Here is a 25190-nt window from a genome sequence, read left to right as displayed (position 1 = left end):
TCGCTTTTTGAACGGAATTTTACCTGTATGGAAACCGCCAAACTGTACATCACACGATGTCGTGGCGAAAGTGCGCCGCCTGGCTAAACAAGTCAAGGTGGGACACACTGGCACCTTGGACCCTGCTGCTCAAGGTGTCCTCCCCCTTTGCCTCGGCAGAGCGACGCGCGTTGTCGAATACGTTCAAAACTTGCCCAAGACTTACGAGGGTGTTTTGACTTTAGGTATTGCGACCGACACACAAGATCAGGAAGGGAAAGTTACCAGACGGGAACCTGTCAGACATGTATCAAAAGACAAAGTAATTGACGTCTTTCGCCGGTTTCAAGGGGAAATTGAGCAAATTCCGCCGATGTACTCAGCGGTGAAAGTAAAAGGGCGCCGACTGTACGATTGGGCTCGAGAAGGGAAGGAAATCAAGCGACAGGCGAGAAAAGTTTACATATATCGTCTTGAACTCGTCCACATACGTGACGGAAATTTCCCTCAAGTGAAGTTTGTCGTTCAGTGTTCCAAAGGGACGTACGTTCGTACACTGTGTGTCGACGTTGGACGAGCGCTGGGATATCCTGCGCACTTATCGCATCTCGTGCGGCTGAAAAGCGGGCCGTATTCGCGGGAAGAGTGTGTCACGTTAACGCAGTTGGAAGACACTCCGGTGGATCTGTGGCCATCCAGGTGGCTGAAGCCGATTGACAGCGGCCTTGTCCACTTTCCGGCTCATACGGTTCCCCTTGAGGATCGCCTCGCTGTCGTGAACGGGCGCCCGATCCCACTCCCGGAAGGACATTACCAACCAGGCACTTTACTACGCGTGTATACCGTATCCGAATTTCTGGCTCTGTACAAGTGTGACCGTACCGGCAAACGAGCGAGACCGGTAAAAGTTTTTGCAGGAAACAGGTGACATGCCATGGAAGTCATCCATATTCGGTACCCGCTAGAAGATGAAATCGTGATGGCCATTCAGCCCTCTGTTGTGGCCATCGGCACGTTTGACGGCGTCCATTTGGGGCACCGTCACGTCCTTGATCGAACGAAACGTCTGTCAGCGCGTTTACACTGTCCACCTGCGGCGATGACGTTTGACCCCCATCCTCGGGCCGTGCTCTCTTCCGACAGGTCCTTTCAATATTTGACACCCCTCCGGGAAAAACTGCTACAGTTTGAACGGGCGGGAATGGAACTGACCTATGTCGTCCACTTTGACCGTCAGCTTGCGGCCGTTACTCCGCGGGGGTTCGTAGAAGACGTGTTAGTTCCGCTGCAATTGCGGGGAGCGACTGTTGGCTACGACTATACGTTTGGACATCGAGCGAGCGGCAAGGCAGAAGACTTAAGGCAGCTCTGTGAAGGTCGGTTGACAGTCGAGATCGTGCCGCCGTTTCACGTAAAAGGCCAAAAGGTGAGCAGTACCTTGTTGCGCGGTTTGCTGCACAAGGGTGACGTTCAAACGGTCTCCCAGTTTCTCGGCAGACCTTACCGCATCGACGGCGTTGTCGTACGCGGTGCCGGAAGAGGGAAAGAGATCGGCTTTCCTACAGCGAACCTCCACATGGACGATCCGTACATCGTACCGCGAAACGGCGTGTATGCCGTACAGGTCGAGTGGAAGGGGAAGATGTTCAGCGGGGCGATGAGCATCGGGTACAACCCGACATTTGAGGATAACAGGGAGTCGGTTTCCGTCGAAGTGTACCTTTTGGACTTCGACGGCGAGTTGTACGACGAACGCCTGTATGTCAACTTCTTGCACTATTTGCGTCCGGAACGTAAATTCGACTCAGCCGAGCAACTGGTCCGACAAATGCATGAAGATGTTTGGCGCACGCGGGCGCTCATCGGACAAGTCAGAAGTTAGCTATCCCATACGTGCCAGTTTTCGCCGGACGGCCGTCGTGACGGTTGGAGGGTGTACTGTTTTGTGGTATACTTATTTTCGGTTCAAGTTCATAGAAACCTTTACTCGGTTAGCTGATAGCCTCGACAGCTTACGGGGTAAAGGGGTTTAAAATTGTAGGAGGTGAACATCGTGGGTCTCAGCCAAGAAAGGAAAAACGAGATCATTAACGAGTTCAAAAGGAGTGAAGGGGATACCGGTTCTCCAGAAGTGCAAATCGCCCTTTTGACCGAACGCATTAACGAGTTAAACGAGCACCTGAAGGTCCACAAGAAAGACCACCATTCTCGCCGCGGGCTGCTGAAAATGGTCGGGCGAAGGCGAAACTTGCTCAATTACTTGCGCGACAAAGACGTACAACGCTATCGCGAGCTCATTAAACGTTTGGGCTTAAGGCGTTAACGCAAAGCGGGGTATTCCCCGCTTTATTCAATTTAACTTTTATTTCAATTGCGAGCAGGAGATACTGTTAATTATGACGAATGAATTAAGCAGAGAGGAGGAATTTTATCACAACATGGAGAAACGTTACGAATATGACCTAGGCGGGCGTCCGCTCGTCATTGAAACAGGAAAACTGGCCAAACAGGCCAACGGCGCTGTCATGGTGCGGTACGGCGATACGGCGGTACTCGCTACGGCGACGGCTTCAGATGAACCGAAAGATCTCGACTTTTTTCCGCTCACGGTCAATTACGAAGAGCGACTGTATGCCGTCGGTAAAATTCCCGGGGGTTTATTAAGCGGGAAGGGCGTCCCAGTGAGAAGGCAGTACTGGCTAGCCGTCTGATCGACCGTCCACTCCGCCCGCTGTTCCCTGACGGTTTCCGCCATGAAGTTCAGGTGATTGCGACGGTCATGTCTGTCGATCAAGACTGTTCGTCTGAAATGGCGGCCATCGTCGGCGCCAGTGCAGCCCTGTCCATCTCCGACATTCCGTTTAACGGTCCCATTGCCGCCGTGACCGTCGGCAGAATCGGGGACGAGTTTGTCATAAACCCGACGGTCGAACAGACGGAACAGAGTGATATCCACTTAGTGGTCGCCGGGACGAAAGAAGCGATTAACATGGTCGAGGCCGGAGCCGAGGAAGTGCCGGAAGAGGTCATGTTAGAAGCGATCATGTACGGGCACGAAGAGATCAAAAAATTGGTTGTTTTCCAGGAGCAAATCGTCTCCGAGCTCGACGTGGAAAAAATGGAACCTGAGTTGCATCAAGTCGACCCCGCGTTGGAGAGACAGGTCCGGGAGCAAGCGATTGACAAGCTCGTCGAAGCGATTCAAGTGCCAGAGAAATCCGAACGCGAGGATGCCATTGAGCGAGTAAAAGAAGAGATACTGTCCCTTTACGACTCTGAAGACGAAGCGGAAAAGGAAGAGACGCAGCGCGAAGTTGCCGACATTTTAGATAAACTGGTGAAAGAGGAAGTGCGGCGTTTAATACTGGACGAGCACACGCGTCCAGACGGAAGGGGGCTGCGCGATATCCGTCCGTTGACGTCTGAAGTGGGCGTACTGCCTCGCACCCACGGTTCCGGACTGTTTACGCGGGGCCAAACGCAGGCCCTATCGGTCTGTACCCTCGGGGCCCTCGGCGACGTGCAGAAATTGGACGGCTTGGATCTGGAAGAATCCAAACGCTTTATGCACCATTACAACTTCCCGCCGTTCAGCGTCGGCGAAGCGCGCCCGATCCGCTCACCGGGACGGAGGGAAATCGGGCACGGAGCACTCGGGGAACGGGCGCTGGAACCGGTTATCCCTTCAGAGAAAGAGTTTCCCTATACGATACGTCTCGTGTCCGAAGTTCTCGAGTCGAACGGTTCCACGTCCCAGGCGAGTATATGTGCTTCCACTCTGGCGCTCATGCACGCAGGTGTACCGATCAAAGCGCCTGTCGCCGGCATTGCCATGGGTTTAATTAAAGAAGGGGATAAAGTGGCAGTGTTGACGGACATACAAGGAATGGAAGACCACTTGGGAGATATGGACTTTAAAGTCGCGGGAACACGTCAAGGCGTGACCGCTTTACAAATGGACATCAAAATTGAAGGGATCGACCGGGACATATTGGCTCAAGCGTTAGAACAGGCTCGCGAGGGGCGGATCAAAATATTGGATCACATGGCGTCGACCATTGCTTCGCCGAACGACCAGTTGTCCGAATTCGCGCCCAAGATTACGACGGTGCACATCCCTCCGGAGAAGATTCGCGATGTCATTGGGCCCAGCGGGCGCATGATCAACAAAATCATAGAAGAGACCGACGTTAAAATCGACATCGAGCAAGACGGAAGTGTCTACATCGCTTCAGCCAATACAGAGGCAAATGAGAAGGCCAAAAAATTAATTGAAGATCTGGTGCGAGAAGTCGAAGTCGGACAAACGTACACCGGGACCGTGAAGCGCATTGAGAAATTCGGCGCCTTTGTCGAAGTGCTGCCGGGCAAAGAGGGGCTCATCCACATCTCGCAGTTGGATCGCAGACGTGTGGGCAAAGTGTCAGACGTCGTGAAATTAGGAGATACGGTGACCGTCAAAGTGACAGACATTGACAGCCAGGGACGCATTAACTTATCGCGCAAAGCCGTCCTAAACGAACAGTCAAAAAAAACAGCTAAGCCCTAACATCGGTCAAACATCGTGACAAAAAGGAGACAGAGGTTCATCTGCCTCTTTTTTTATTTCTGTTTCATAGCCTGTCCCCGCCTTGCATAAAATAGAGAAAACGAAACCGGAGTGAAACAGGGTGCAAGATACGAGGGTTAAACTTTTATGTCTCATCGTGACAGGACTTATATGTGCGCCGATCATCCTGTTTTCCCCTCCCGTCACGCACTATGTCGAACACGTGAAGGCATCAGCGGGGGTTCCGGCTTCCAAAACGTCTCCCCGTGCGGACGACAATCTCGAAATCCGTGTGAAGGAAGCAGCTGAGCGGTATTCAGAACCTCCGGTTAACGCGCGCATCGACCCCGTTTGGAAAGCCATTCCCGCCTACAACGGCCTCGCCGTTGACGAATCCCGCACTTTAGCCCTCGCCCGGGAGAGGGGAGCGGAAAAACCACTGAAACTCGTATTCCGGGAGATCCCACCTGACATTCAGTTAGAAGATTTACCTCCCCATCCGATTTACCGTGGCAATGAGCGAAAACCGATGGTCGGACTGATGGTGAATGTGGCCTGGGGAACCGAGCATGTGCGATCCCTTTTGCACGTTTTAGAGCGAGAAGGTGTTCGAGCCACGTTCTTTTTAGACGGAAGCTGGCTGGCCAAACACGCCGATGTAGCCAGGGAAATCGTGAAAAACGGGCACGAAGTTGGCAATCACGCCTACCATCACCCCCAAATGAGCCGGTTGACGAAGGCTCAAATGCGGCGGGAAATCGAACAGACAGATGAGCTCATCGAAGAGACGTTGCAGGTTACGAGCAAGTACTTTGCGCCGCCGTCTGGAGACTTTAATGACCAAGTGGTACAAACGGCGGCCGAACTCGGAATGAAGACAGTTTTGTGGACGGCGGATACAGTCGACTGGAGAAAAACGACATCCCCCAAGCCATGGTAAAAAGAGTAGCCCCTAAAATCGAAAACGGCACGCTCGTGCTCATGCATCCGACGGATCGGACAGTGAAGGCGCTACCCGAAATCATTCGCATCATAAAAGAGCGGGAACTATGGCCGGGAACAGTCGATGAAGTGTTGTCACCAGCACGTATTCCCCGTGTTGAGGCCCTACCTCACATTTGATATATTAGGACTATCGCTTAAGTTTTTGAGGGGGAGTATGTTGAAAAAAAAATATACGCTGCCTAACGGAGTTCGAGTCATTGAGGAAAAGATTCCCTACGTTCGCTCTGTGGCGATAGGTATTTGGGTGAAGACCGGTTCGCGGTTTGAAAGTCCAGATACTAACGGCATGGCTCACTTCATCGAGCACATGGCGTTTAAAGGAACGAAAAACCGTTCGGCGCGGGACATTGCAGAAACGTTCGACGCCATCGGGGGGCATGTCAACGCCTTTACGTCGAAAGAGTATACGTGTTTCTACGCGAGGGTACTCGATGAGCACGTCGACGTTGCACTCGACGTGCTGCACGATATGTTTTTTCATTCGACATTTGACGAAGGCGAGATGGAGAAAGAGAAGCAGGTCGTCATTGAAGAAATTCGCATGGTGGAAGACACGCCAGACGATTGGATACACGATCTGGCTTCGAAGGCGTCAATACCTCGCCACCCCTTGGGTACCCGATACTCGGCCCGATAGAGAATGTGAGTCAATTTAAATCAGAAGATTTGAAAGAGTACGTTAAAACACACTACACTCCAGATCGGACTGTGATTACAGTCGCCGGAAACATCCCCGACACATGGCGTGACGAGGTCACGCGCTGGTTCGGCCAATTTCAGCGAGAGAGGGGAGGCGGGCAGTCCGTCCCATCGTCCCCCAATTTTATCCGGGGATTGAACAGCGTGTCAAACCGACTGAACAGGCCCACTTTTGCCTCAGTTTACCAGGGCTTGCGATTCACGATCCGCACATTTACGACTTGACGTTGTTAAACAGCATTGTCGGCGGAAGCATGAGCTCCCGGCTGTTTCAAGACATTCGCGAAGAACACGGATTGGCGTATTCGGTCTACTCCTACCATTTGGCTTATGAGGATTTTGGCACGTTCGGAATATACGCCGGGACAGGTTTGAATCAGACAAACCGCGTGTATGAACTTATTTTGAACATTCTCCGCGATGTGCGCGAAAACGGCGTTACGAAAAAGGAACTCAACAAAGCGAAAGAACAGTTGAAAGGAAGTTTTACGTTAAGTATGGAGAGTACGACGAATCGCATGAGTCGCTTAGGAAAGAACGAGTTGATGCTAGGGAAACATCCTTCTTTGGACGAAGTGGTCGAAAAGATTGACAGCATACAGTTGGACGATGTCGTTCAACTGGCTGAACGGCTGTTTTCCGGTCCCCTTAGTTTCGCCCTCATCTCCCCTCACGACGATGTGCCAGAAGCTTTTCGGAGTGATCCAAATGTATAACGTCAAAATTACCCGTCTGCCGGGGAATGACGATCTTCCCCTGCCTGCCCGCATGTCCAGTGGAGCGAGCGGATTTGACCTGTTTGCCGCTGTAGCGGAAGAGGTCCAGATAAAGGCAGGGGAACGGGCATTAATTCCGACAGGGATTAAAATCGCTTTGCCCCAAGGCCTTGAAGCGCAAGTGCGTCCGCGCAGCGGATTGGCTTTGCGATACGGCGTCACGGTTCTGAACGCACCGGGAACGGTTGATGCAGACTACCGCGGTGAAATCAAAGTCGTTCTCATCAACCACGGAGACGAGGCGTTTACTGTCGAGCGTGGTTTGCGCATTGCCCAACTCGTCATTCAAGAAGTGCCAGAAATGCAATGGGAAGAAGTGGACGTCCTCTCCGAGACTGACAGAGGGGACGGCGGATTTGGCCACACTGGGATATAAGACGGATAGGAGTGACACGCGTGGAGTCACCTAGTTTAAAAGAATTAGAAACAAGAGTTGAAGCGCTCCGTCGTGAATTGCACCAAAAGATTGGAGATGACATCACCAATTTGTCCAGTGCGTCACTCTTGTTGCTCAGCAAAGAACTGGATGCCCTCATCTTGGAATACATGAAAGCGAAACAAAAACATGTGGAGTGACGTCAAGTAGTGCCGAATGGAGGGACGGTACTACTCTTTTTTACTGTCTCATACATTTCTGTAACAGACATTGAGAAGTCTGAGGCGGTTGTCGCGGGGGAGTAACGGTTTTCGCGTTATTAACTACGAAGTGAAGGAGTAGTGGGAGATGAGGTTGAGCGATCTTGCGGGAAAAGAAATGATTGACGTCATAAACGGTGAAAGACTCGGGATGGTGGCCCAGGCCGATCTTGCCATTGACATTCAAACTGGAGCCATTCAAGCTCTTATCCTCCCTGTACGGTCCTCTTGGTTTAAAAAGGCGGACATGGAGATAGAGATTCCGTGGAACCACATTAAAAAAATCGGATCGGAGATGGTCATCGTCGAGGCTCAGAGAAAACAGTACGCCACTAGGGAGTAGTCACCGTACAGCGGGCATCGACATACGATAGAGTATCAAAAGTGATCGCCTGCCAAAGCCAGAAAGGAGCGCATCCAATGCTCACTGGGGTTCAAATTGCCTTCATTGGGGGAGATGCCCGCCAGCTGGAAATTATCAAGCACTGCATCGAACAGGATGCCACTGTGTATCTAATGGGTTTTGACAATTTGGACAGCGAATTTAGCGGGACTCGCAAAGGAGATTTAACACCGGAAATCAGACAGACGCTCGACGTCCTCGTGCTGCCTATCGTCGGAACGGATGAAAATGGTTATGTTGAAAGCATTTTTACCTCAAAAAAATTCGCCTCACCAACGACTGGATGATGCCTCTCTCTGAAACGTGCACCATTTACACTGGTATGGCAAAACCTTACCTGCACAATCTCTGTCAACGTCGTGGGATCAAGCTTGTAGAGCTTTTAGAGCGGGATGATGTCGCCATCTACAACTCCATCCCGACAGTCGAAGGGGCACTCATGATGGCGATTCAACACACGAATATTACGCTTCACGGTTCGACTGTCGTCGTTCTCGGCCTGGGCAGGGTCGGGCTCACCTTGTCGAGAACGTTGAAAGCGTTAGGGGCTCACGTTCGTGTCGGCGTTAGAAAGTCGGAACATTTTGCCCGGGCAGACGAAATGAGGCTCGGCCCGTTTTATACGGATCACCTTGCCTCTCACGTGCGGGATGCCGACATCGTGTTCAATACGGTTCCCGCGCACGTTGTGACGGCTGAAGTGATCAAGCAAATGCCGGGTCATACACTCATCATCGATTTAGCATCCAAACCCGGAGGCACTGACTTTCGCTACGCAGAAAAACGGGGAATTAAAGCTATGCTCGCTCCCAGTTTACCCGGGATTGTCGCTCCTAAGACAGCAGGAAGAATTCTTGCGGTCACTTTGTCCCAGTTAATACAAGAACAGATTCGTCAACAGGAGGGAGCGTCGTGAACTTTGCTGGAAAAACGGTCGGCTTCGGACTGACAGGGTCTCACTGTACCCACGATCAAGTGTTGCCGCAAATGCAGCGATTAGTCGACCTTGGAGCGGAAGTCATTCCCGTCGTTTCTTACACAGTGGCAAATGTCGACTCAAAATTCGGGGAAGCGAAAATGTGGTTGCAAAAAATTCGCGATATTACCGGGCAAGACATTATTTCAACCATTCCGGAAGCGGAACCTCTCGGACCGAGTAAGCGTCTCGATGTGATGCTCGTCGCTCCGTGTACCGGCAACTCTCTGTCAAAACTGGCCAACGCTCTGACAGAAAGTCCGGTGTTAATGGCGGCCAAAGCGACGATGCGGAATGGTCGCCCCCTTGTCGTTGCCATTTCGACAAACGATGCCCTCGGATTAAATGCTCAGAATTTGGCGAAACTGCTCGCGGCAAAAAACGTTTATTTTGTCCCGTTTGGGCAGGACTCGCCAGAGACGAAGCCGAATTCTCTCGTATCGAGAATGGAACTCATACCGGAGACGTGCTGGGAAGCCATGCATGGAAAACAAATTCAACCGTTAGTGGTTGAAAAATTCCGCTACTTACCCTCATAATAGAAGGTAAAAGAATTGGCGTGTGCTCGGTTTTCCCGGGTGCAGGAGGAGGAAAGAGTGAGTAACAAAACTGTGAACGTAGCTGTCGTAGGAGCAACAGGAGCAGTTGGGGAAAAAATTATTCGTGAATTGGAAGCGAAAGATTTTCCAGTCAAAAATTTGAAGTGTCTGGCTTCCAAACGTTCAGCAGGGAAGACCGTGACGTTTAAAAACGAAAGCATTGTTGTCGAAGAAGCCACTCCGGACGCATTTCGCGGGGTGGATATTGCTTTGTTCAGTGCCGGCGGCAGTGTGAGTAAACAACTCGTGCCCCACGCTGTCGAACACGGGGCCGTCTGTGTCGACAATACGAACGCATTCCGCATGGACCCGAACGTTCCCCTCGTCGTTCCGGAAGTTAACAGTGAAAAGATTCGGGAACATCAGGGAATTATTTCTAATCCTAACTGTTCTACGATTCAAATGGTCGTAGCCCTTAAGGCGTTGTACGATTATTACGGTTTCAAGCGTCTCATTGTGTCGACGTATCAAGCAGTTTCCGGAGCAGGGGCGAACGCAGTGAAAGAACTGCTGGATCAAAGCCGTGCAGTGTTGAACGGTGAACCGTTTGACCCACAGCAATTGCCTGTCGGGAAATTGAATAAACACTTTCAGATGGCGTTTAATGCCATTCCCCAAATAGACGTTCCAGATGAGAACGGATATACACTGGAAGAAATGAAGATGGTGAGGGAGACCAAAAAAATATTTGGGGACGAATCGATTCAAGTGACTGCCACGTGTGTCAGAATTCCGGTCGTAAGTGGGCATGCGGAATCGATATATGTTGAGCTGGAACGGGATTTTCAGTTGGAAGACGTGAGACAACAGCTTCGCGATGCGGACGGTGTGACTCTTGTAGACGACTTGGAGCAACAACTGTACCCGATGCCCATCGGAGCAGAAGGGAAACGGGATGTTTTCGTCGGCCGTTTGCGTCGTGACCTCGCTAACGCGCGCGCCCTCAACATGTGGGTTGTGTCGGATAACTTGATGAAAGGCGCTGCTTCGAACACGGTACAAATCGCAGAACTTCTCGTAAACTAGTTATTGGGGACGGTTCAATGAGAATACTGGTCCAAAAATTCGGGGGAACGTCTCTCAAGACACGCGAATTGCGTCGACGGGTCGTCCATCACATCCAAAACGCGATAGATGCACAATATAAAGTGGTCGTCGTCGTTTCGGCCATGGGGCGAAAGGGAGATCCGTACGCGACGGACACTTTTTTAGATTGGATCGAGCACAATGGTCGAGGTTTGAATCCACGTGAAATGGACCTGCTGCTCAGTTGCGGGGAAATCATTTCTGCGACTACTCTGTCCAGCATGCTTAAAGAAAAGGACATTGGCAACGTCGTCCTTACCGGGGGACAGGCGGGGATCCTGACAAACGGCGATTTCAGCAACGCCCAAATTCTCACTGTCAATCCGAAAAGGGTCAAGGAAGAGTTAGAGCGGGTCCCTGTCGTCATCGTGACCGGATTTCAAGGTCAGACTGCAGATGGAGAGGTGACGACTTTAGGTCGCGGCGGAAGCGATACGACGGCTACCGCACTTGGTGTCGGACTGGGCGCCGAATACGTCGACATTTTTACCGACGTAGACGGAATTATGACCGCAGATCCGCGTATCGTGGAAGACGCGGCACCGCTGCACACCGTCACGTATGCAGAAATTAGCAATTTAGCCTTCCAGGGAGCCAAAGTGATTCATCCCCGGGCCGTAGAAATCGCAATGCAGAAGAACGTTCCCATCCGCGTGCGTTCGACAATGTCCGACGGTGTTGGAACACTCGTGACGAATTTAAATGAAATGAGCCGGGTTGGGGAAGTGAATGACCGGCTCATCACCGGCATTACGCAAGTTCCCGGAGTCACTCAAATTAAACTGAACACGAGTGACGACGATTACGACATGCACTTAAAAGTGTTTAAGGCCATGGCAGAAAACGACATCAGTGTGGACTTTATTAACGTGAATCCCAGCAGTGTCGCTTATACTGTTTTCGATCACGTGGCGGAGCGGGCCCAGTCCATATTAAGTGACATGGGCTACACACCGACTTGCTTGCCGGGTTGCGCCAAAGTGTCGACGGTGGGAGCGGGCATTGCCGGCGTCCCTGGCGTGATGGCGAACATTGTAGAAGCCTTGACACAAGAAGAGATTCCGATACTGCAGTCTGCCGATTCGCATACAACCATCTGGGTCCTCGTAAACGGAGCCGATATGGAGCGTGCCGTCCGAGCTCTTCACCGAAAGTTTGAATTGCACAAAGTACGCTTTGTTAAATAGATGGAAACGTCGTGAGGACAACCTCAAGGGAGGGATACCTATTGGAATTTGGAAGATTGTTAACTGCCATGGTCACGCCATTTGACGAAAAGGGAGACATTGATTTTGACGAAGTGACGCACATAACAGAAATGCTGATCCAGAGCGGCAGCGACGGCCTCGTCGTTGCCGGGACGACGGGAGAATCACCAACGCTATCGTCGGAGGAGAAAATCGCCCTGATTCGACACGTGGTGAAAGTCACGGACGGCCGGGCGGCGGTCATAGCAGGAACGGGAAGCAATTCGACGCAGGCGTCGCTGGAGTTGACAAAACAGGCTTCTGAATGCGGCGTCGACGGGATTATGCTCGTCACTCCGTACTATAACAAACCGTCACAAGAAGGGATGTACCGGCATTTTCGCACTGTGGCAGAGGCCACGGATTTGCCGATCATGCTCTACAACGTTCCCGGAAGAACGGGAACCAACTTGACAGCGGACACAGTTGCTCGTTTGGCAAAAATACCTAACATTACGTCTGTAAAAGAAGCGAGCGGCGACTTTGTGCAAGCAATGGAGATCGTGAAGAGAACCCCTGAAGACTTCCGCCTGTACAGTGGCGATGACAAAAACACGTTGCCGCTGTTAGCATTAGGGGCACACGGTGTGGTCAGTGTCGCAAGCCACATTATTGGATCAGAAATCAAAGACATGATTGACGCCTTCGTCGACGGTGACACAGAGAAGGCCCGTTCTTTGCACGAGAAGTGGATCGACGTATTTGAAGGGATGTTTGTAGCTCCCAATCCCGTACCGGTCAAACAGGCGTTGGCCGAGCTGGGATACGGCAGACCGAGCGTTCGTCTCCCCCTTGTTGAAATGGGTGAAGAAGAGAAAAGAGTCGTGACGGAACTGGTGAAAGACATAAAGTTGGAATAGACAAAGCGGAGAATGATACACGGGAAACTTGAGTGATCCTTGCCACCGGGAATGTCGCAAACTCGACATTCTGGTGGTTTTTTAGTCCTTGTCGCTCTTTCGTCCCGAAGCATTTGCTTTTGTCACCCGGTTTGGGGTATAATGCATGTTAAGTGACATATGTGCGGTTTTTTGTGGCGACAATCGAATAGATGTAAGGAGATGTTTTCACTTGTCCAAACAAAAAGAGAGCGTGAGGATATTTGCTCTCGGTGGTTTGGGCGAGATTGGGAAGAACATGTACGTCGTGGAAGACGGGAAAGATATCGTGGTCATCGATTGCGGTATTATGTTTCCGGAAGAAGAGATGCTTGGCATCGACGTTGTCATTCCGGACATTACGTACCTCGTGGAAAATAAGGAACGGGTTCGGGGAATTTTAATTACACACGGGCACGAAGACCACATTGGCGCGTTGCCGTATGTGTTAAAAGAATTGAACGTTCCCGTCTACGGTACGAAGTTAACACTTGGCTTGCTGGAAAATAAATTGCGGGAAGCCAATATGTTAAATGGGACAAAGCGCATTTTAGTTAACAGCGAATCTAAAGTTAAGTTGGGCAGACTGACGGCCACGTTTTTCAAGACGAACCACAGTATACCGGACAGCGTGGGTATCTGTTTGGAGACGTCTGTCGGCACAATCGTGCACACCGGCGATTTCAAATTTGATCAAACGCCCGTGAACGGTCAATACGCTGACTACTACAAAATGGCCCAAATTGGCGAACGGGGTGTACTGTGTCTGCTTTCAGACAGCACCAACGCCGAACGTCCAGGCTTTACCGGGTCAGAAAAGGACGTCGGTGAAGCGATCAATGACGTATTCCACAAAGCGACACAGCGCATTATCGTTGCAACGTTTGCTTCGAATATGCACCGTGTGCAACAAGTGATCGACGCGGCGGAAAAAAACCACCGCAAAGTGTGCATTATCGGAAGAAGTATGGTCAACGTCGTCAACATAGGGATTGAACTCGGTTACTTGCGCGTTCCGGACGGCATACTGATAGAGCCTGATGAAGTGAATCGGTTGCCGGCTCACGAAGTTGTCATTTTGTCGACAGGAAGCCAGGGAGAGCGTATGTCTGCTTTGGCGCGCATGGCTTCTGGCTCGCACCGGAAATTTGAAATCATGCCCGGGGACACCGTCATTATTGCGGCGACCCCGATTCCGGGTAATGAAAAGTACGTTGCGCGAACGGTGGACCAACTGTTCCGTCTAGGAGCGAATGTCGTATACAGTTCAGGTGGTGCACACAGTGTCCACGTTTCGGGACACGGCAGTCAGGAAGATTTAAAGCTCATGCTCAACTTAATGAAACCGAAGTACTTTATTCCTATCCACGGGGAATACCGTATGTTACGTGTTCATGCCCAACTCGCAGAATCCACTGGAGTAAAGCCAGAAAATGTATTTATTTGTGATATCGGTGACTCAGTCGAAATTACGAAAGACGGGGCGCGTTTCGGGCCCAAACTGCCCACAGGGAACATATTAATTGACGGACTTGGGGTAGGAGATGTTGGAAACATTGTACTACGAGACCGCAAACTTTTGTCACAAGACGGAATTTTAGTCGTTGTCGTCACATTGAGCAAGCAAAAAGGCACGATCCTGTCGGGACCAGACATTATTTCCCGCGGATTTGTTTACGTCCGAGAGTCCGAGAAACTGCTGGAAGAAGCGAACGAGATTGTAAGTGAGACACTGGAAAAGTGTATGGATGACAATGTGAACGAATGGGCTTCCCTGAAGACGAGCGTTCGTGAAGAGTTAGGAAGGTATTTGTACGAAAAAACGCGCCGCCGTCCGATGATTTTGCCCATCATCATGGAAGTGTAACCGGACACGGTAGTGCCACAAGCCTTTGCGACTAAAGGGTTTGTGGCTCTTTTTTTTCGAGACAAAGATTTCCTTGTCACTAAACTCGGCAACGGTGCACAACATCATGTGATTTACAATATCATATATAATTAAAATATTAAATATAATATATAAAAGTTCAACATTAAGTGACAAAGGAGGACACTAGGTGGCCAAAAAGTTGGCAGTTGTTTTGATGACTATTACTTTTTTAATATTAAACGGATGTGTATCTGACGCCGACAGGCAGAAAGAGGCTGAAACGGTTTATGTAAATGGAAATATTTATACGGTTGATCATGAATTTTCAAAAGCAAGTGCAATGGCCATCAAAGGCCAAAAACTCGTCTATGTCGGTAGTGATGAAGAAGTGGAGCCATATATAGGTTCCGACACGGAAGTGATAGACCTAAATGAAAAAACGGTCATACCAGGGTTGAACGATGGACATTTGCATTTTCCTGGCATGGCGCGGAATTTAATTCAAATTGACGGTTTTAACAAAACGAAGGAAGAGATATTGAACATGGTGAAAGAAGAAGTCGGCCGTCGAGATCCGGGAGAGTGGATTTTAGGTCGCGGTTGGAACCACGAACTTTGGGAAGAGAAAAAATTTCCGACCAAAGAAGAGCTTGATGCCATTGCGCCTCACAACCCGGTTGTGCTAACGAGAGTGGATGGACACTCTGTCTGGGTGAACTCAAAAGCCCTTGAAATAGGAGGAATAACTGAACACACGCCTGATCCCACAGGAGGTGAGGTTATTCGAGATACCGATGGGGAACCGACTGGCATCCTGATTGATACGGCAGAAGAGCCGGTTACATCCCAAATTCCTCCTTACAGTTCGGAACGTGTAAAAGACGGGCTTTTAAAAGCCCAGGAGGAACTATTTTCCAATGGAATCACGAGTGCAACAGATGCCGGTTCCCATTTAGATGACATAGAAGAAATAAAGCGCTTGTACGAGGACGGACGTTTAAAAGTCAGATTAAATGTGATGGTTGCCAGCGGAACAGGTGGAGAAACGGGGGAAAGTCTCGTCCATTACTATCAAAAAGGGCCCGAAATCGGTTTGTACGGAGACCGTTTTACAGTCAGGTCCATCAAACTCATGGGTGATGGGTCTCTAGGATCTCGCAGTGCAGCCCTTTTGGAGGACTATCACGATCGGCCGGGCCATAAAGGCAATTATCGATTTACAGATGAGGAATTGTACCGATTAGTCAAGGAAGCTCGTAAACATGGCTGGCAAGTGGCCACACATGCCATTGGCGATGGCGCGATTCTTCAAACGATTAACACGTATGAAAAGGTGCTGAAGGAAGATCCGCTCGACGATCACCGTTGGAAAATCGAACATTTCCAAGTGGCGACCGCTGACGAAATTAGGCGTATAGCCGAGCTTGGAATCATTCCTTCTATGCAGCCGGTGCACGCCACCTCGGACAAAAATATGGCCGAAGATCGGGTTGGACCTAAACGCATTAAGTATTCGTACGCGTGGCGCAAGGTGTTGGATGCCGGTTCTTACATCGTCGGGGATCAGATGCCCCGGTGGAATTAGTCAATCCTTTCCACGGAATTTACGCGGCTGTCACAAGGATGGACCGTGATGGAGAACCGGCTGGAGGCTGGTATCCGGAGGAGAAAATGACGAGAGAAGAAGCCTTGAGGGCCTTTACGATATGGGCAGCTAAAGGAAGTTTTGAAGAGGAGAAAAAAGGGTCTTTAGAGGCCGACAAGCTTGCCGACTTTGTTGTCATTGACAGAGATCTTATGAAAATTCCGGAACAACAACTAAAAGACATAAACGTCCTTACAACTGTCGTTGGCGGAGAAGTGGTGTACGAAAAATAAAGGACGCTCGAGAGCATTTTTCACGGTATCGGGGCCGGACTTTGCATCTATTCCATTTGGACTGGTTTTGGAGCGGTTGCGGCGTTCTTTTGGAATCTTGGACGCCTTTTGTATCCACTCCATTTGTAAGCTGTTCGCCCAACTGAAATGGTCATGAAAACGTTACATCTAGCGGAAAACCTGCGAAAGGGCCGTGGGATTCAATCTTCTCACTTCATTTCTATAATCCACACTTAACGGACACATACTACTGGCAGGAGGGATGCGTTACATGGAAAATCAAAACGACTTTAACCCTGGGCAACCGTCTCCCCAGCAGCCGGACACACCTCAGCCAAACGCTCCAAATCCTGCACAGCCTAATAGCCAGGAGCCCAAAAAAAATGTCATCAACACAATTCAACAACTAGGGCAGACGAATGTACCGACGGTGGAAACGAATATACACTGTCTGTCCATCGTCGGTCAAATTGAAGGGCATGTCGTATTGCCGCCGCAAAACAAGACCACTAAATACGAACACATTATTCCGCAGATCGTGGCAGCTGAACAAAATCCTAAAATTGAGGGCATTTTAGTCGCGTTGAACACTGTCGGCGGAGATGTTGAAGCCGGTCTCGCAATAGCAGAGATGATTGCGTCCATGTCGAAACCGACTGTCACGCTCGTGTTGGGAGGTGGTCACAGTATCGGCGTGCCCATTGCCGTCTCAGCCGATCGCAGTTTCATTGCCGAGACGGCGACGATGACCATTCACCCCATCCGGTTAAGCGGCCTCGTCATCGGGGTTCCCCAGACGTTTGAATACTTGGATAAAATGCAAGACCGTGTCGTCAAGTTTGTCACGCAGCATTCCAACATTACGGAGGCGAAGTTTAAAGAGCTCATGTTTACCACGGGAGAACTGACACGAGACATCGGCACGAATATCATCGGGGCAGATGCTGTCAAGTACCGTCTCATAGACGAAGTGGGGGGACTGGCAGAAGCGATGAGTGCTTTAAACCGAATGATTGCAGAACACAAACGCGGTGTAAAGGATGTGATGCAGTGATCCACTACACCCCTCTACCGCTGGAATCAGTCTTTGAGGGATGGGACAAGCCGCGCTCGGCTCCCAGGGAAATTGTGTACCAAGGCGTGCACATGTTGATAGAACCCCTTGAAGAAGGTGAAGCGAGGATCGTGCGCGTGATCAGTTCCAACCCGGATGACTTTCTCAACCCGCTGTTCCAACCGGGGAGGACGATATCTTTTTTCTAAGTTTGACGAGTGGACACCGCTCCTTTGGAGATCAAGCTTTTCTGGCTTGGTCTCTTTTTTTGTTTCCATGTTATAATAAATGCGACGAAGGCTTTCAGGAGGGAGCGCCATGGCCCGAAAGCGGAGAAGGTCGCGGAAAGACCGGTTAAAAAAGGGATTGGCATTTGAACTGTACGGCATTGTCATACTGGCACTGTCGGTGATCTCCATGGCCAGCCTAGGGGCCGTCGGCAGGTCTTTTACGTATTTATTCCGTTTTTTTGTGGGAACGTGGGATTTTATCATACCGGTTATCGGGGGCTGGCTGGGACTGTACATAATGTTTAAACGCGAATGGCCGAAGCGGTGGACTCGGCGTCACGCCGGCTTCTTACTGTTGTTGCTGGCGGTTTTAATCACGAACCACATCCATTTGTTTCAATCGCTAGAAAGTGAAAATCCCGATGCTCAGCACTCTATCGTGCGCACTTCGTGGAAACTCGTCCTCGACGAGAGCAACGCCGATTTGCCGACAGACATCGGGGGCGGAATGATTGGTGCAGTGGCTTATGCTTTTTTTCAGTACTTGTTTGACGACACGGGTACGAAAGTGGTTGTAGCTGTATGTGTGCTCATTGGATTGTTGATGTTAACCGGCATGTCTTACGTGTCTTTATTGCAGAAAATTAAGCAAGGCTTGAGCCGGGTAAAACACGTATTGTTTGAACGGTTGGATCAAGTGTGGGACAGCATACAGATGCGACGCAACGAACGGAGGAAAATTCAGGAAGAGGCGAAAGACAACCGACAGGACACGGAAGAGAACAGCGAGTCCAGTTCCGCTGAAATGGAAACCCCAGTCATACACGACTTTATCGAAAATGCGGATGACGAAAACAGGAGAGAGCCGTCCCGAGATAACGAGGGGCTGTCAAAAGATGCCAAACGCGAGGAACCAGATGGGGAAAGGACGATTGTCGTCAACCTCAGTAATGACGAAGATATGAGCGATTATATACTGCCGTCGCTCAATCTGTTGGACAAGCCGAAGAAGACGAAACAAAAAGAAGAACACAAGGGCATGACGGCCAATGCGAAAAAATTAGAAAAAACTTTAGAATCGTTCGGCGTACGGGCCAGGGTGACGCAAATACACAGGGGACCGGCGGTGACGCGGTATGAAGTACAGCCGGACATTGGGGTCAAAGTGAGTCGCATCGTGAACCTGACAGACGATTTGGCATTAGCGTTGGCGGCCAAGGACATTCGCATTGAAGCCCCGATTCCGGGAAAGGCGGCGATTGGCATTGAGGTGCCTAACCGCGATGTCGCCGTCGTCAGTTTGCGGGAAGTGTTGGAGAGCCCGGAGTATAATGAGTCGGCTTCTAAATTGACGCTTGCCCTCGGAAGAGACATTTCAGGCGAACCGATTGTCGGGGACATGACCAAAATGCCCCATCTGCTCGTAGCAGGTGCGACAGGTTCCGGGAAAAGCGTGTGCATCAACGGGTTGATTGCGAGCATTTTATATAAAGCCAATCCGAATGAAGTGAAGTTCCTCATGATTGATCCCAAAATGGTGGAACTCAACATATACAACGGCATCCCGCACCTCCTGTCTCCAGTTGTAACCGATGCGCGCCGCGCCGCCTTAGCGTTGAAAAAAGTCGTCAGCGAGATGGAAAAGCGGTATGAGCAGTTTGCGGAAAGCGGCGCACGTGACATTACTCGTTACAACGAGATCATGTTAGAGCGACATCCTGACCGCCCTTACCCTGCTCTACCCTACATCGTTGTCATCATTGACGAACTCGCTGATTTAATGATGGTGGCACCCCACGATGTAGAAGATGCGATTATTCGGCTGGCCCAAATGGCGCGGGCTGCAGGGATTCATTTGATCATCGCGACACAGCGACCGTCAGTCGACGTCATTACAGGGGTGATAAAAGCCAATATCCCGTCGCGCATTGCATTCGGCGTCTCCTCGCAAGCGGACTCGCGCACGATTCTCGATATGGGAGGGGCAGAGAAACTGCTCGGTCGCGGAGACATGCTGTATTTGCCCGTAGGAGCTTCCAAACCGACGAGAATCCAAGGCGCCTTCCTTTCGGATCGAGAAGTTGAAAGTATCGTCAATTTCTGTAAAGAACAACAAGAGGCCCAGTACAATGAAGAGATCATGGTCAAGAACGACGATCTAAACGATGAAGCGGAAGACGTTACGGACGAGTTGTATCCGCAGGCCGTCAAGCTGGTGGTGGAAGCCAAGACCGCTTCTGTCTCATTGCTCCAGCGCCGTTTGCGTGTCGGTTACACGAGAGCCGCTCGGTTGATCGACGAGATGGAAGCACGCGGCATCGTGGGACCGTACGAAGGAAGTAAACCGCGAGAAGTGCTCGTCACACCGGAACAAATTCGGTCGAGTGAACAAATAACGGGGTAAACGGAAAATCCCGTACACTATATTAAGTGTGCGGGATTTACTTTTTGAGTTCTACGTACAGAGGTCCGAATGTTTCGTATGAATGATTTAAACTAAACAATTCTGAAAGTTATCCCCTATATCCCGTGTCTAGCCGGCTTTACCGTATTTGATTTGCGGTTGAGGGAATGGTAAGATGTAAAACCGTTGTTAGGAGGTGAAACGGTGATCGAGTTCAAAAATGTCTCCAAGTCATTCGGTAAATTTCAAGCGGTTAAAAACATCTCATTTAAAGTGAACGAAGGAGAGTTGCTCGTTTTAATCGGACCGAGCGGGTGCGGCAAGACGACGACGATGAAAATGATCAACCGACTCATAGAACCGACGGACGGAACGATTACGATTGACGGAAAGGACATTGCACAAGAAGACCCAGTCAACTTAAGGCGCAATATCGGATACGTCATACAGCAAATTGGTCTCTTACCGCACATGAGCATCCGGGAGAACGTCTCCCTCGTCCCCCGCTTAAAAAAGTGGGAAAAGAAGCGGTATGTGGACCGAGTGAACGAGTTGATGGAGATGGTTGGCCTGGACAGTGCAACGTACGGTGACCGCTACCCTCACGAATTGAGCGGCGGGCAGCAACAGCGCGTCGGTGTCATCCGCGCCCTGGCCGCAGAGCCGCAAATTATCCTCATGGACGAGCCGTTCAGCGCTTTGGACCCCATCAGCCGTGAGCAGCTCCAAGACGAATTGGTCAGGTTACAACGAGAAATTCGCAAAACGATTGTCTTTGTCACGCACGACATGGATGAAGCTTTAAAAATCGCCGACCGCATCTGCATTATGAAAGCCGGTGAAATCGTCCAGCTGGATCGGCCTGAGAACATTTTGCGTCGTCCTGCAAACGAGTTTGTGCGCGGTTTTATCGGAGAAGAGCGTATCCAGGACAATTTGCCCTTACCTGGCATTGAAGCGTTGACAGTCCAACCGGTGACAGCACACTTTCGACGGGGATTGGCAGAGGCGCTGAAGTACATGCGCAAAAAGCGAGTCGACAGTTTACTTGTCGTGGACGACGACGACACGTTTCTCGGCATTGCCACCATATGGGACGTGCAGAAACATTTCGACCGTGAGGAGTTAACCCTCAACGACATTAAAAAGACAGATGTCCCGGTCATTCATCCCAACGATTCAGCGGAAGAGGCGTTTCACCTTGTCAACGAGTCCCCCTACGGTTTTGTCCCCGTGATCGATGACAGTAGGCGTTTGCGAGGAATTGTCAACCGGGCGAGTCTGGTTGAACACATAGTCGATCAGTTCGTGTAGTGGGACTGGAACACGTGTCAAGGAGGTGTTTGCAATTAGTGAACTTATCGACGATACCCTTGAAGTTTTTCTCGACCGATGGCCAATGGTGTGGAACCTCATACTTGAACACATCTTCCTGTCGTTCATTTCGATCGCCATTGCCATCGTCATATCCGTCCCCCTCGGCATTTTTTTAACCCGTCATCCTAAAATTGCAGACCCGATTATCGGTGTAACGGCTGTTTTCCAGACGATACCCAGCCTCGCCTTGCTCGTGTTTTTGGTTCCTTTCGTCGGAACCGGTGAATTGCCGGCGATTATTGCGTTGACCGTGTACGGACTGCTGCCGATCTTGCGTAACACGTATCTCGGCATACGCGGTGTCGACCGTTCTGTCATTGAAGCCGGGATCGGGATGGGGATGACGAATCGACAAGTGCTGTGGATGGTTGAACTTCCCCTCGCGTTGACTGTCATCATGGGAGGCATCCGCACGGCGACAGTGCTCATTATCGGAGTCGCCACGATCGCTGGATTGATAGGTGCCGGCGGCCTCGGTGATTTGATCTTCCGCGGGCTGCAGACGTACAACTCCGGTCTCATCCTAGGAGGAGCTATTCCGGCTGCTCTGTTGGCGATTTTGTTCGACTTTTTGCTGAAGCAGCTGGAAAAAGATGCAACACCGAGAGGGCTGAGAAAAGAAAAGAAACAATCCACACGCGGCTCCCGTGCCTTTAAGTGGGCCGCCATCGCGCTCATCGTGATTTTACCGGTTGCTTCCACAGTCGACCTGAGCGGCTTCGGTGGCGATACGATTACGATCACGGGAAAAAACTTTACGGAACAGGAAATCATGGTTTACGTCATGGGACACCTGATTGAAGAACACACCGATTTGAACGTGGAGTACGAGTCGTTCCTCGGCGGGACGGCGCCTGCGTTTGACGGCGTCAAAACGGGCAACTACGACCTGTACGTCGAGTACACGGGTACTGCGCTGATGAACATCCTGGGGGAAGAGCTTGTCAGCGATCCGGACGAGGCGTACGCATTGGTGAAGGAGAGGTTTAAAGAAGAATACGACCTCGTCTGGTTGGAACCGATCGGGTTTAATAACACGTACACTCTCACGATCCGCGAGGAAGACGCTGAAACGTGGGGGGTCGAAACTATTTCGGATTTGAAACCTTACGCGAAAAATTTAACGCTCGGATCGGAACCGGAGTTTTTAGAACGGGATGATGGATATCCGGGCTTAAAGGAAGCGTACGGCATCTCGTTTGCCGAGACTCAGCCGATGGATTCGGGCATTATGTACAATGCGATCAAAAACGGGGAAGTGGATGTGATTGACGCCTTTAACACTGACGGGCGCATACCGGCGTTTCATCTCAAAGTGCTGGAGGACGACAGAAACTTTTTCCCACCTTACCACGCGGCGCCGCTGATCCGGGCAGACACGCTGGAGGCTCACCCCGAATTGGAAGAAGTGTTGAACATGCTGCAGGGGCGAATTGATGACGAAAAAATGCGGGAACTCAATGCCCGGGTGGATATCGATGGCGAAGATTATGAACAAGTCGCCATTGATTTCCTCGAAGAAGAGGGGTTGATTGATTGAACAACTTTACTTTTGGCTGTTGGCTCGTGTACGATGGTAAAAAACGAATGGTTTTCTCATAGATGGAGGGATCTGCATGACTGAGGCAAACAAAACAGATCACGAGCTGGCGACGTTTGCAGGAGGCTGCTTCTGGTGTATGGTGTCGCCTTTTGAAGAGTTGCCGGGCATCAAAAAAGTTGTCTCCGGTTATACGGGCGGCCATACGGAAAACCCGACGTACGAAGAAGTGTGTTCTGGTACGACTGGACACGTAGAAGCGGTGCAGATTACGTATGACCCCTCCGTGTTTCCGTACGAGAAGCTGCTGGACATTTACTGGCAGCAAATCGATCCGACAGATGCAGGTGGTCAGTTTGTCGACCGGGGCTCTTCTTACAAGACCGCCATCTTCTACCACACGGAAGAGCAAAAAAGAAAAGCCGAAGCGTCAAAAAAAGCGCTGGAAGAGAGCGGTCGCTTCGATAAACCGATCGTGACACCTATTTTGCCGGCGAAACCGTTTTATGAGGCGGAGGAGTACCATCAGAATTACCACAAGAAAAACCCGTACCACTACAAACGGTACCGCGAGGGGTCGGGGCGTGACGCGTTTATCGAGAAACACTGGGGACATCGAGAAGACAAGGACGAGTTGAAGAAGCGGCTCACTCCCCTTCAGTACGAGGTCACACAAAACAACGCCACCGAACCGCCGTTTGACAACGAGTACTGGGATAACGAGCGGGAAGGCATATACGTCGACGTCGTGTCAGGAGAACCGCTCTTCAGCTCCCGCGACAAGTACGACGCAGGGTGCGGCTGGCCGAGTTTCACAAAACCGATTCAAGAGGACAGAATAAAGGAAAAACTGGACCTCAGCCACGGCATGGTTCGAACGGAAGTCAGGAGCCAAAAGGCGGATTCCCACCTCGGTCACGTGTTCGAGGACGGTCCGAAAGACAAGGGCGGTCTCCGTTACTGTATCAACTCCGCTGCCCTTCGCTTCATACCGAAAGAAGACTTGGAGAAGGAAGGGTATGGGGAGTACCGATACCTCTTTGAAGAAGAGGACAAATGATTTGAGGCGTTACACGTCGGCTGCATCAGCAGCGCTTCCCCTTACTGCGGAACGCTCCTTGGGTCCTCTGATCTGAGTTACGAGAATGCCGGACAATATGAGGAGCGTTCCGACGATCGTCTGCCAATTCAACGCTTCATCCAGTACCAGCCAGCTGAAGTAGAGGCCGAACACCGGCACGAGCATTGTAGAGATCGTCGCCGTCGTCGTGTCAATGACCGACAAGACGAAGAACCAGGCTGTAAAGCAAAAAGCCGATGCCAAGACGCCGGTGAACAACACGGCCACAATGCTTGTCGCATTGAAGACGACAGGATCGCCCCATTCCACCACAAGAGCTCCCAGAATAAGGCCGATCGTTCCAAAACCCATCTGGTAGGTTGAAACTTGAAGTGTGTCTACGTCGGAAAAGCGCTTCTTCACGTAAATGTTGGCCAGCGCCCAGGAAAGGGCCGCGAGGACGATGAGACATTCTCCGAGGGCAGTGGACGTTTCACGCTGGATGAACACGTCCCAGCCCACAATGAAACAAAGACCGACGCCTCCTAACAAAACCCCGGTCAACTTGCGGACGTTCAGCCGTTCTTCCAAAAAATGAACAGCCAGCAGGCTGCTCCAAATCGGCATCGAGTAGAGGAGGACCGACGACTTGCCGGCCGCTACAAAGCGTATGGCGTACATGACGAGTGAAAAGACGCACGTCGTCTGCAAGAATCCGACAACGGCTATCCCCGGGATGTGTGTTCGTTTGGGCAACAGTTTCTTGCGAAAACACAGCACTAACAGGAGCGTCAACGTGCCGATTCCGAAGCGCCATGCTGAAAAAGTAAAAGGGCCCATGTACGCCAAGCCGATTTTCATGTGCACCCACGCGTAGCCCCAAGTGAGCGTAATCAGCAAAACGAGTAATGCAACGTGCCACCGTTTGTGCAAAAGAAAACACC

The 25190-nt window shown here is 50.8% G+C and carries 25 protein-coding genes and 2 pseudogenes; 26 read left to right on the top strand and 1 reads right to left on the bottom strand.

The window, feature by feature from the left end; all coding sequences use genetic code 11:
* Nucleotides 1–7: 7 nt before the first annotated feature.
* The 26 genes and pseudogenes from truB to msrA all read left to right on the top strand — a co-directional run bounded on the left by truB (nucleotide 8) and on the right by msrA (nucleotide 24246).
* Nucleotides 8–907 carry a tRNA pseudouridine(55) synthase TruB gene (gene truB, locus B0W44_RS14915; protein WP_077720714.1) on the top strand — a complete coding sequence of 300 codons (900 nt, stop codon included), beginning with the start codon at nucleotides 8–10 and terminating at the stop codon, nucleotides 905–907.
* A gap of 6 nt (nucleotides 908–913) precedes the next feature.
* Complete coding sequence (locus B0W44_RS14910) at nucleotides 914–1861, top strand: bifunctional riboflavin kinase/FAD synthetase (RefSeq protein ID WP_077720713.1); 948 nt, start codon at nucleotides 914–916, stop codon at nucleotides 1859–1861.
* A 171-nt stretch (nucleotides 1862–2032) separates the two neighbouring features.
* Complete coding sequence (gene rpsO, locus B0W44_RS14905) at nucleotides 2033–2302, top strand: 30S ribosomal protein S15 (RefSeq protein ID WP_077720712.1); 270 nt, start codon at nucleotides 2033–2035, stop codon at nucleotides 2300–2302.
* A gap of 73 nt (nucleotides 2303–2375) precedes the next feature.
* Complete coding sequence (locus B0W44_RS19270; protein WP_418304054.1) at nucleotides 2376–2690, top strand: hypothetical protein; 315 nt, start codon at nucleotides 2376–2378, stop codon at nucleotides 2688–2690.
* Nucleotides 2639–4528 (top strand): polyribonucleotide nucleotidyltransferase, encoded by a 1890-nt coding sequence (gene pnp, locus B0W44_RS14900; RefSeq protein WP_418304105.1) that lies wholly within the window; start codon nucleotides 2639–2641, stop codon nucleotides 4526–4528. The genes B0W44_RS19270 and pnp overlap by 52 nt, the downstream gene beginning before the upstream one ends.
* A gap of 157 nt (nucleotides 4529–4685) precedes the next feature.
* The gene (locus B0W44_RS14895) at nucleotides 4686–5468 is read left to right on the top strand and encodes a polysaccharide deacetylase family protein (RefSeq protein WP_169835613.1); all 783 of its coding nucleotides are present in this window, start codon (nucleotides 4686–4688) and stop codon (nucleotides 5466–5468) included.
* On the top strand, nucleotides 5462–5650 hold the full coding sequence (locus B0W44_RS18270) for a polysaccharide deacetylase family protein (RefSeq protein ID WP_077720710.1): 189 nt from the start codon (nucleotides 5462–5464) through the stop codon (nucleotides 5648–5650). Before B0W44_RS14895 ends, B0W44_RS18270 begins: the two co-directional genes overlap by 7 nt.
* Before the next feature lie 37 nt (nucleotides 5651–5687).
* On the top strand, nucleotides 5688–6170 hold the full coding sequence (locus B0W44_RS19135) for a M16 family metallopeptidase (RefSeq protein ID WP_335582629.1): 483 nt from the start codon (nucleotides 5688–5690) through the stop codon (nucleotides 6168–6170).
* A 5-nt stretch (nucleotides 6171–6175) separates the two neighbouring features.
* Nucleotides 6176–6948: pseudogene (locus tag B0W44_RS19125) on the top strand (M16 family metallopeptidase).
* The gene (gene dut / locus B0W44_RS14880; protein WP_077720709.1) at nucleotides 6941–7384 is read left to right on the top strand and encodes a dUTP diphosphatase; all 444 of its coding nucleotides are present in this window, start codon (nucleotides 6941–6943) and stop codon (nucleotides 7382–7384) included. The pseudogene B0W44_RS19125 and the gene dut overlap by 8 nt, the downstream one beginning before the upstream one ends.
* A gap of 20 nt (nucleotides 7385–7404) precedes the next feature.
* The gene (locus B0W44_RS14875; RefSeq protein ID WP_169835612.1) at nucleotides 7405–7584 is read left to right on the top strand and encodes a Spo0E family sporulation regulatory protein-aspartic acid phosphatase; all 180 of its coding nucleotides are present in this window, start codon (nucleotides 7405–7407) and stop codon (nucleotides 7582–7584) included.
* Between the two features lie 148 nt (nucleotides 7585–7732).
* On the top strand, nucleotides 7733–7987 hold the full coding sequence (locus tag B0W44_RS14870) for a YlmC/YmxH family sporulation protein (RefSeq protein ID WP_077720707.1): 255 nt from the start codon (nucleotides 7733–7735) through the stop codon (nucleotides 7985–7987).
* Nucleotides 7988–8064: 77 nt separating this feature from the next.
* Nucleotides 8065–8963, top strand: a pseudogene (dpsA, locus tag B0W44_RS14865) (dipicolinate synthase subunit DpsA).
* Nucleotides 8960–9562: a dipicolinate synthase subunit B gene (locus B0W44_RS14860; protein ID WP_077720706.1), complete on the top strand. Its 603-nt coding sequence runs from the start codon at nucleotides 8960–8962 to the stop codon at nucleotides 9560–9562. Before dpsA ends, B0W44_RS14860 begins: the two are co-directional and overlap by 4 nt.
* 57 nt (nucleotides 9563–9619) lie before the next feature.
* Nucleotides 9620–10648, top strand: coding sequence for an aspartate-semialdehyde dehydrogenase (locus tag B0W44_RS14855; RefSeq protein ID WP_077720705.1), 1029 nt, complete (start codon nucleotides 9620–9622; stop codon nucleotides 10646–10648).
* Between the two features lie 17 nt (nucleotides 10649–10665).
* On the top strand, nucleotides 10666–11895 hold the full coding sequence (gene dapG / locus B0W44_RS14850; protein WP_077720704.1) for an aspartate kinase: 1230 nt from the start codon (nucleotides 10666–10668) through the stop codon (nucleotides 11893–11895).
* A 41-nt stretch (nucleotides 11896–11936) separates the two neighbouring features.
* Nucleotides 11937–12815: a 4-hydroxy-tetrahydrodipicolinate synthase gene (gene dapA, locus B0W44_RS14845; protein ID WP_228441209.1), complete on the top strand. Its 879-nt coding sequence runs from the start codon at nucleotides 11937–11939 to the stop codon at nucleotides 12813–12815.
* Nucleotides 12816–13026: 211 nt separating this feature from the next.
* Nucleotides 13027–14700: a ribonuclease J gene (locus B0W44_RS14840; protein WP_077720703.1), complete on the top strand. Its 1674-nt coding sequence runs from the start codon at nucleotides 13027–13029 to the stop codon at nucleotides 14698–14700.
* A gap of 190 nt (nucleotides 14701–14890) precedes the next feature.
* Nucleotides 14891–16288 (top strand): amidohydrolase, encoded by a 1398-nt coding sequence (locus B0W44_RS14835; RefSeq protein ID WP_077720702.1) that lies wholly within the window; start codon nucleotides 14891–14893, stop codon nucleotides 16286–16288.
* Nucleotides 16225–16581, top strand: coding sequence for an amidohydrolase family protein (locus B0W44_RS18845; protein WP_077720701.1), 357 nt, complete (start codon nucleotides 16225–16227; stop codon nucleotides 16579–16581). Before B0W44_RS14835 ends, B0W44_RS18845 begins: the two co-directional genes overlap by 64 nt.
* Before the next feature lie 271 nt (nucleotides 16582–16852).
* The gene (locus B0W44_RS14825; protein ID WP_077720700.1) at nucleotides 16853–17635 is read left to right on the top strand and encodes a ClpP family protease; all 783 of its coding nucleotides are present in this window, start codon (nucleotides 16853–16855) and stop codon (nucleotides 17633–17635) included.
* Complete coding sequence (locus B0W44_RS14820; RefSeq protein ID WP_077720699.1) at nucleotides 17632–17844, top strand: YlzJ-like family protein; 213 nt, start codon at nucleotides 17632–17634, stop codon at nucleotides 17842–17844. Before B0W44_RS14825 ends, B0W44_RS14820 begins: the two co-directional genes overlap by 4 nt.
* A 109-nt stretch (nucleotides 17845–17953) precedes the next feature.
* The gene (locus tag B0W44_RS14815; protein ID WP_077720698.1) at nucleotides 17954–20269 is read left to right on the top strand and encodes an FtsK/SpoIIIE family DNA translocase; all 2316 of its coding nucleotides are present in this window, start codon (nucleotides 17954–17956) and stop codon (nucleotides 20267–20269) included.
* 204 nt (nucleotides 20270–20473) lie between these two features.
* On the top strand, nucleotides 20474–21583 hold the full coding sequence (locus B0W44_RS14810; RefSeq protein ID WP_077720697.1) for an ABC transporter ATP-binding protein: 1110 nt from the start codon (nucleotides 20474–20476) through the stop codon (nucleotides 21581–21583).
* 25 nt (nucleotides 21584–21608) lie between these two features.
* Nucleotides 21609–23186 carry a glycine betaine ABC transporter substrate-binding protein gene (locus B0W44_RS14805; RefSeq protein ID WP_335582627.1) on the top strand — a complete coding sequence of 526 codons (1578 nt, stop codon included), beginning with the start codon at nucleotides 21609–21611 and terminating at the stop codon, nucleotides 23184–23186.
* Nucleotides 23187–23262: 76 nt separating this feature from the next.
* Entirely contained in the window at nucleotides 23263–24246 is a 984-nt protein-coding gene (gene msrA / locus B0W44_RS14800; protein WP_077720696.1) for a peptide-methionine (S)-S-oxide reductase MsrA, read from the top strand.
* A gap of 9 nt (nucleotides 24247–24255) precedes the next feature.
* Here the strand turns inward: msrA and B0W44_RS14795 are convergent, their stop codons facing one another.
* Nucleotides 24256–25179, bottom strand: a complete 924-nt coding sequence (locus tag B0W44_RS14795) for a DMT family transporter (protein ID WP_228441206.1) — start codon at nucleotides 25177–25179, stop codon at nucleotides 24256–24258.
* Nucleotides 25180–25190 lie beyond the last annotated feature (11 nt).

It is taken from the genome of Novibacillus thermophilus, assembly GCF_002005165.1.
Taxonomy (GTDB): Bacteria; Bacillota; Bacilli; order Thermoactinomycetales; family Novibacillaceae; genus Novibacillus; species Novibacillus thermophilus.
Note: the sequence above shows the minus strand (reverse complement) of the source record. Positions and strands in the feature narration are given on the sequence as shown.

Excerpts from the sequence above, each read along its gene's own strand:
- B0W44_RS14910 (WP_077720713.1), top strand. The coding sequence starts at position 914 with ATGGAAGTCATCCATATTCGGTACCCGCTAGAAGATGAAATCGTGATG.
- B0W44_RS19270 (WP_418304054.1), top strand. The coding sequence starts at position 2,376 with ATGACGAATGAATTAAGCAGAGAGGAGGAATTTTATCACAACATGGAG.
- B0W44_RS18270 (WP_077720710.1), top strand. The coding sequence starts at position 5,462 with ATGGTAAAAAGAGTAGCCCCTAAAATCGAAAACGGCACGCTCGTGCTC.
- B0W44_RS19135 (WP_335582629.1), top strand. The coding sequence starts at position 5,688 with ATGTTGAAAAAAAAATATACGCTGCCTAACGGAGTTCGAGTCATTGAG.
- dut (WP_077720709.1), top strand. The coding sequence starts at position 6,941 with ATGTATAACGTCAAAATTACCCGTCTGCCGGGGAATGACGATCTTCCC.
- B0W44_RS14870 (WP_077720707.1), top strand. The coding sequence starts at position 7,733 with ATGAGGTTGAGCGATCTTGCGGGAAAAGAAATGATTGACGTCATAAAC.
- dapG (WP_077720704.1), top strand. The coding sequence starts at position 10,666 with ATGAGAATACTGGTCCAAAAATTCGGGGGAACGTCTCTCAAGACACGC.
- B0W44_RS14825 (WP_077720700.1), top strand. The coding sequence starts at position 16,853 with ATGGAAAATCAAAACGACTTTAACCCTGGGCAACCGTCTCCCCAGCAG.
- B0W44_RS14815 (WP_077720698.1), top strand. The coding sequence starts at position 17,954 with ATGGCCCGAAAGCGGAGAAGGTCGCGGAAAGACCGGTTAAAAAAGGGA.
- msrA (WP_077720696.1), top strand. The coding sequence starts at position 23,263 with ATGACTGAGGCAAACAAAACAGATCACGAGCTGGCGACGTTTGCAGGA.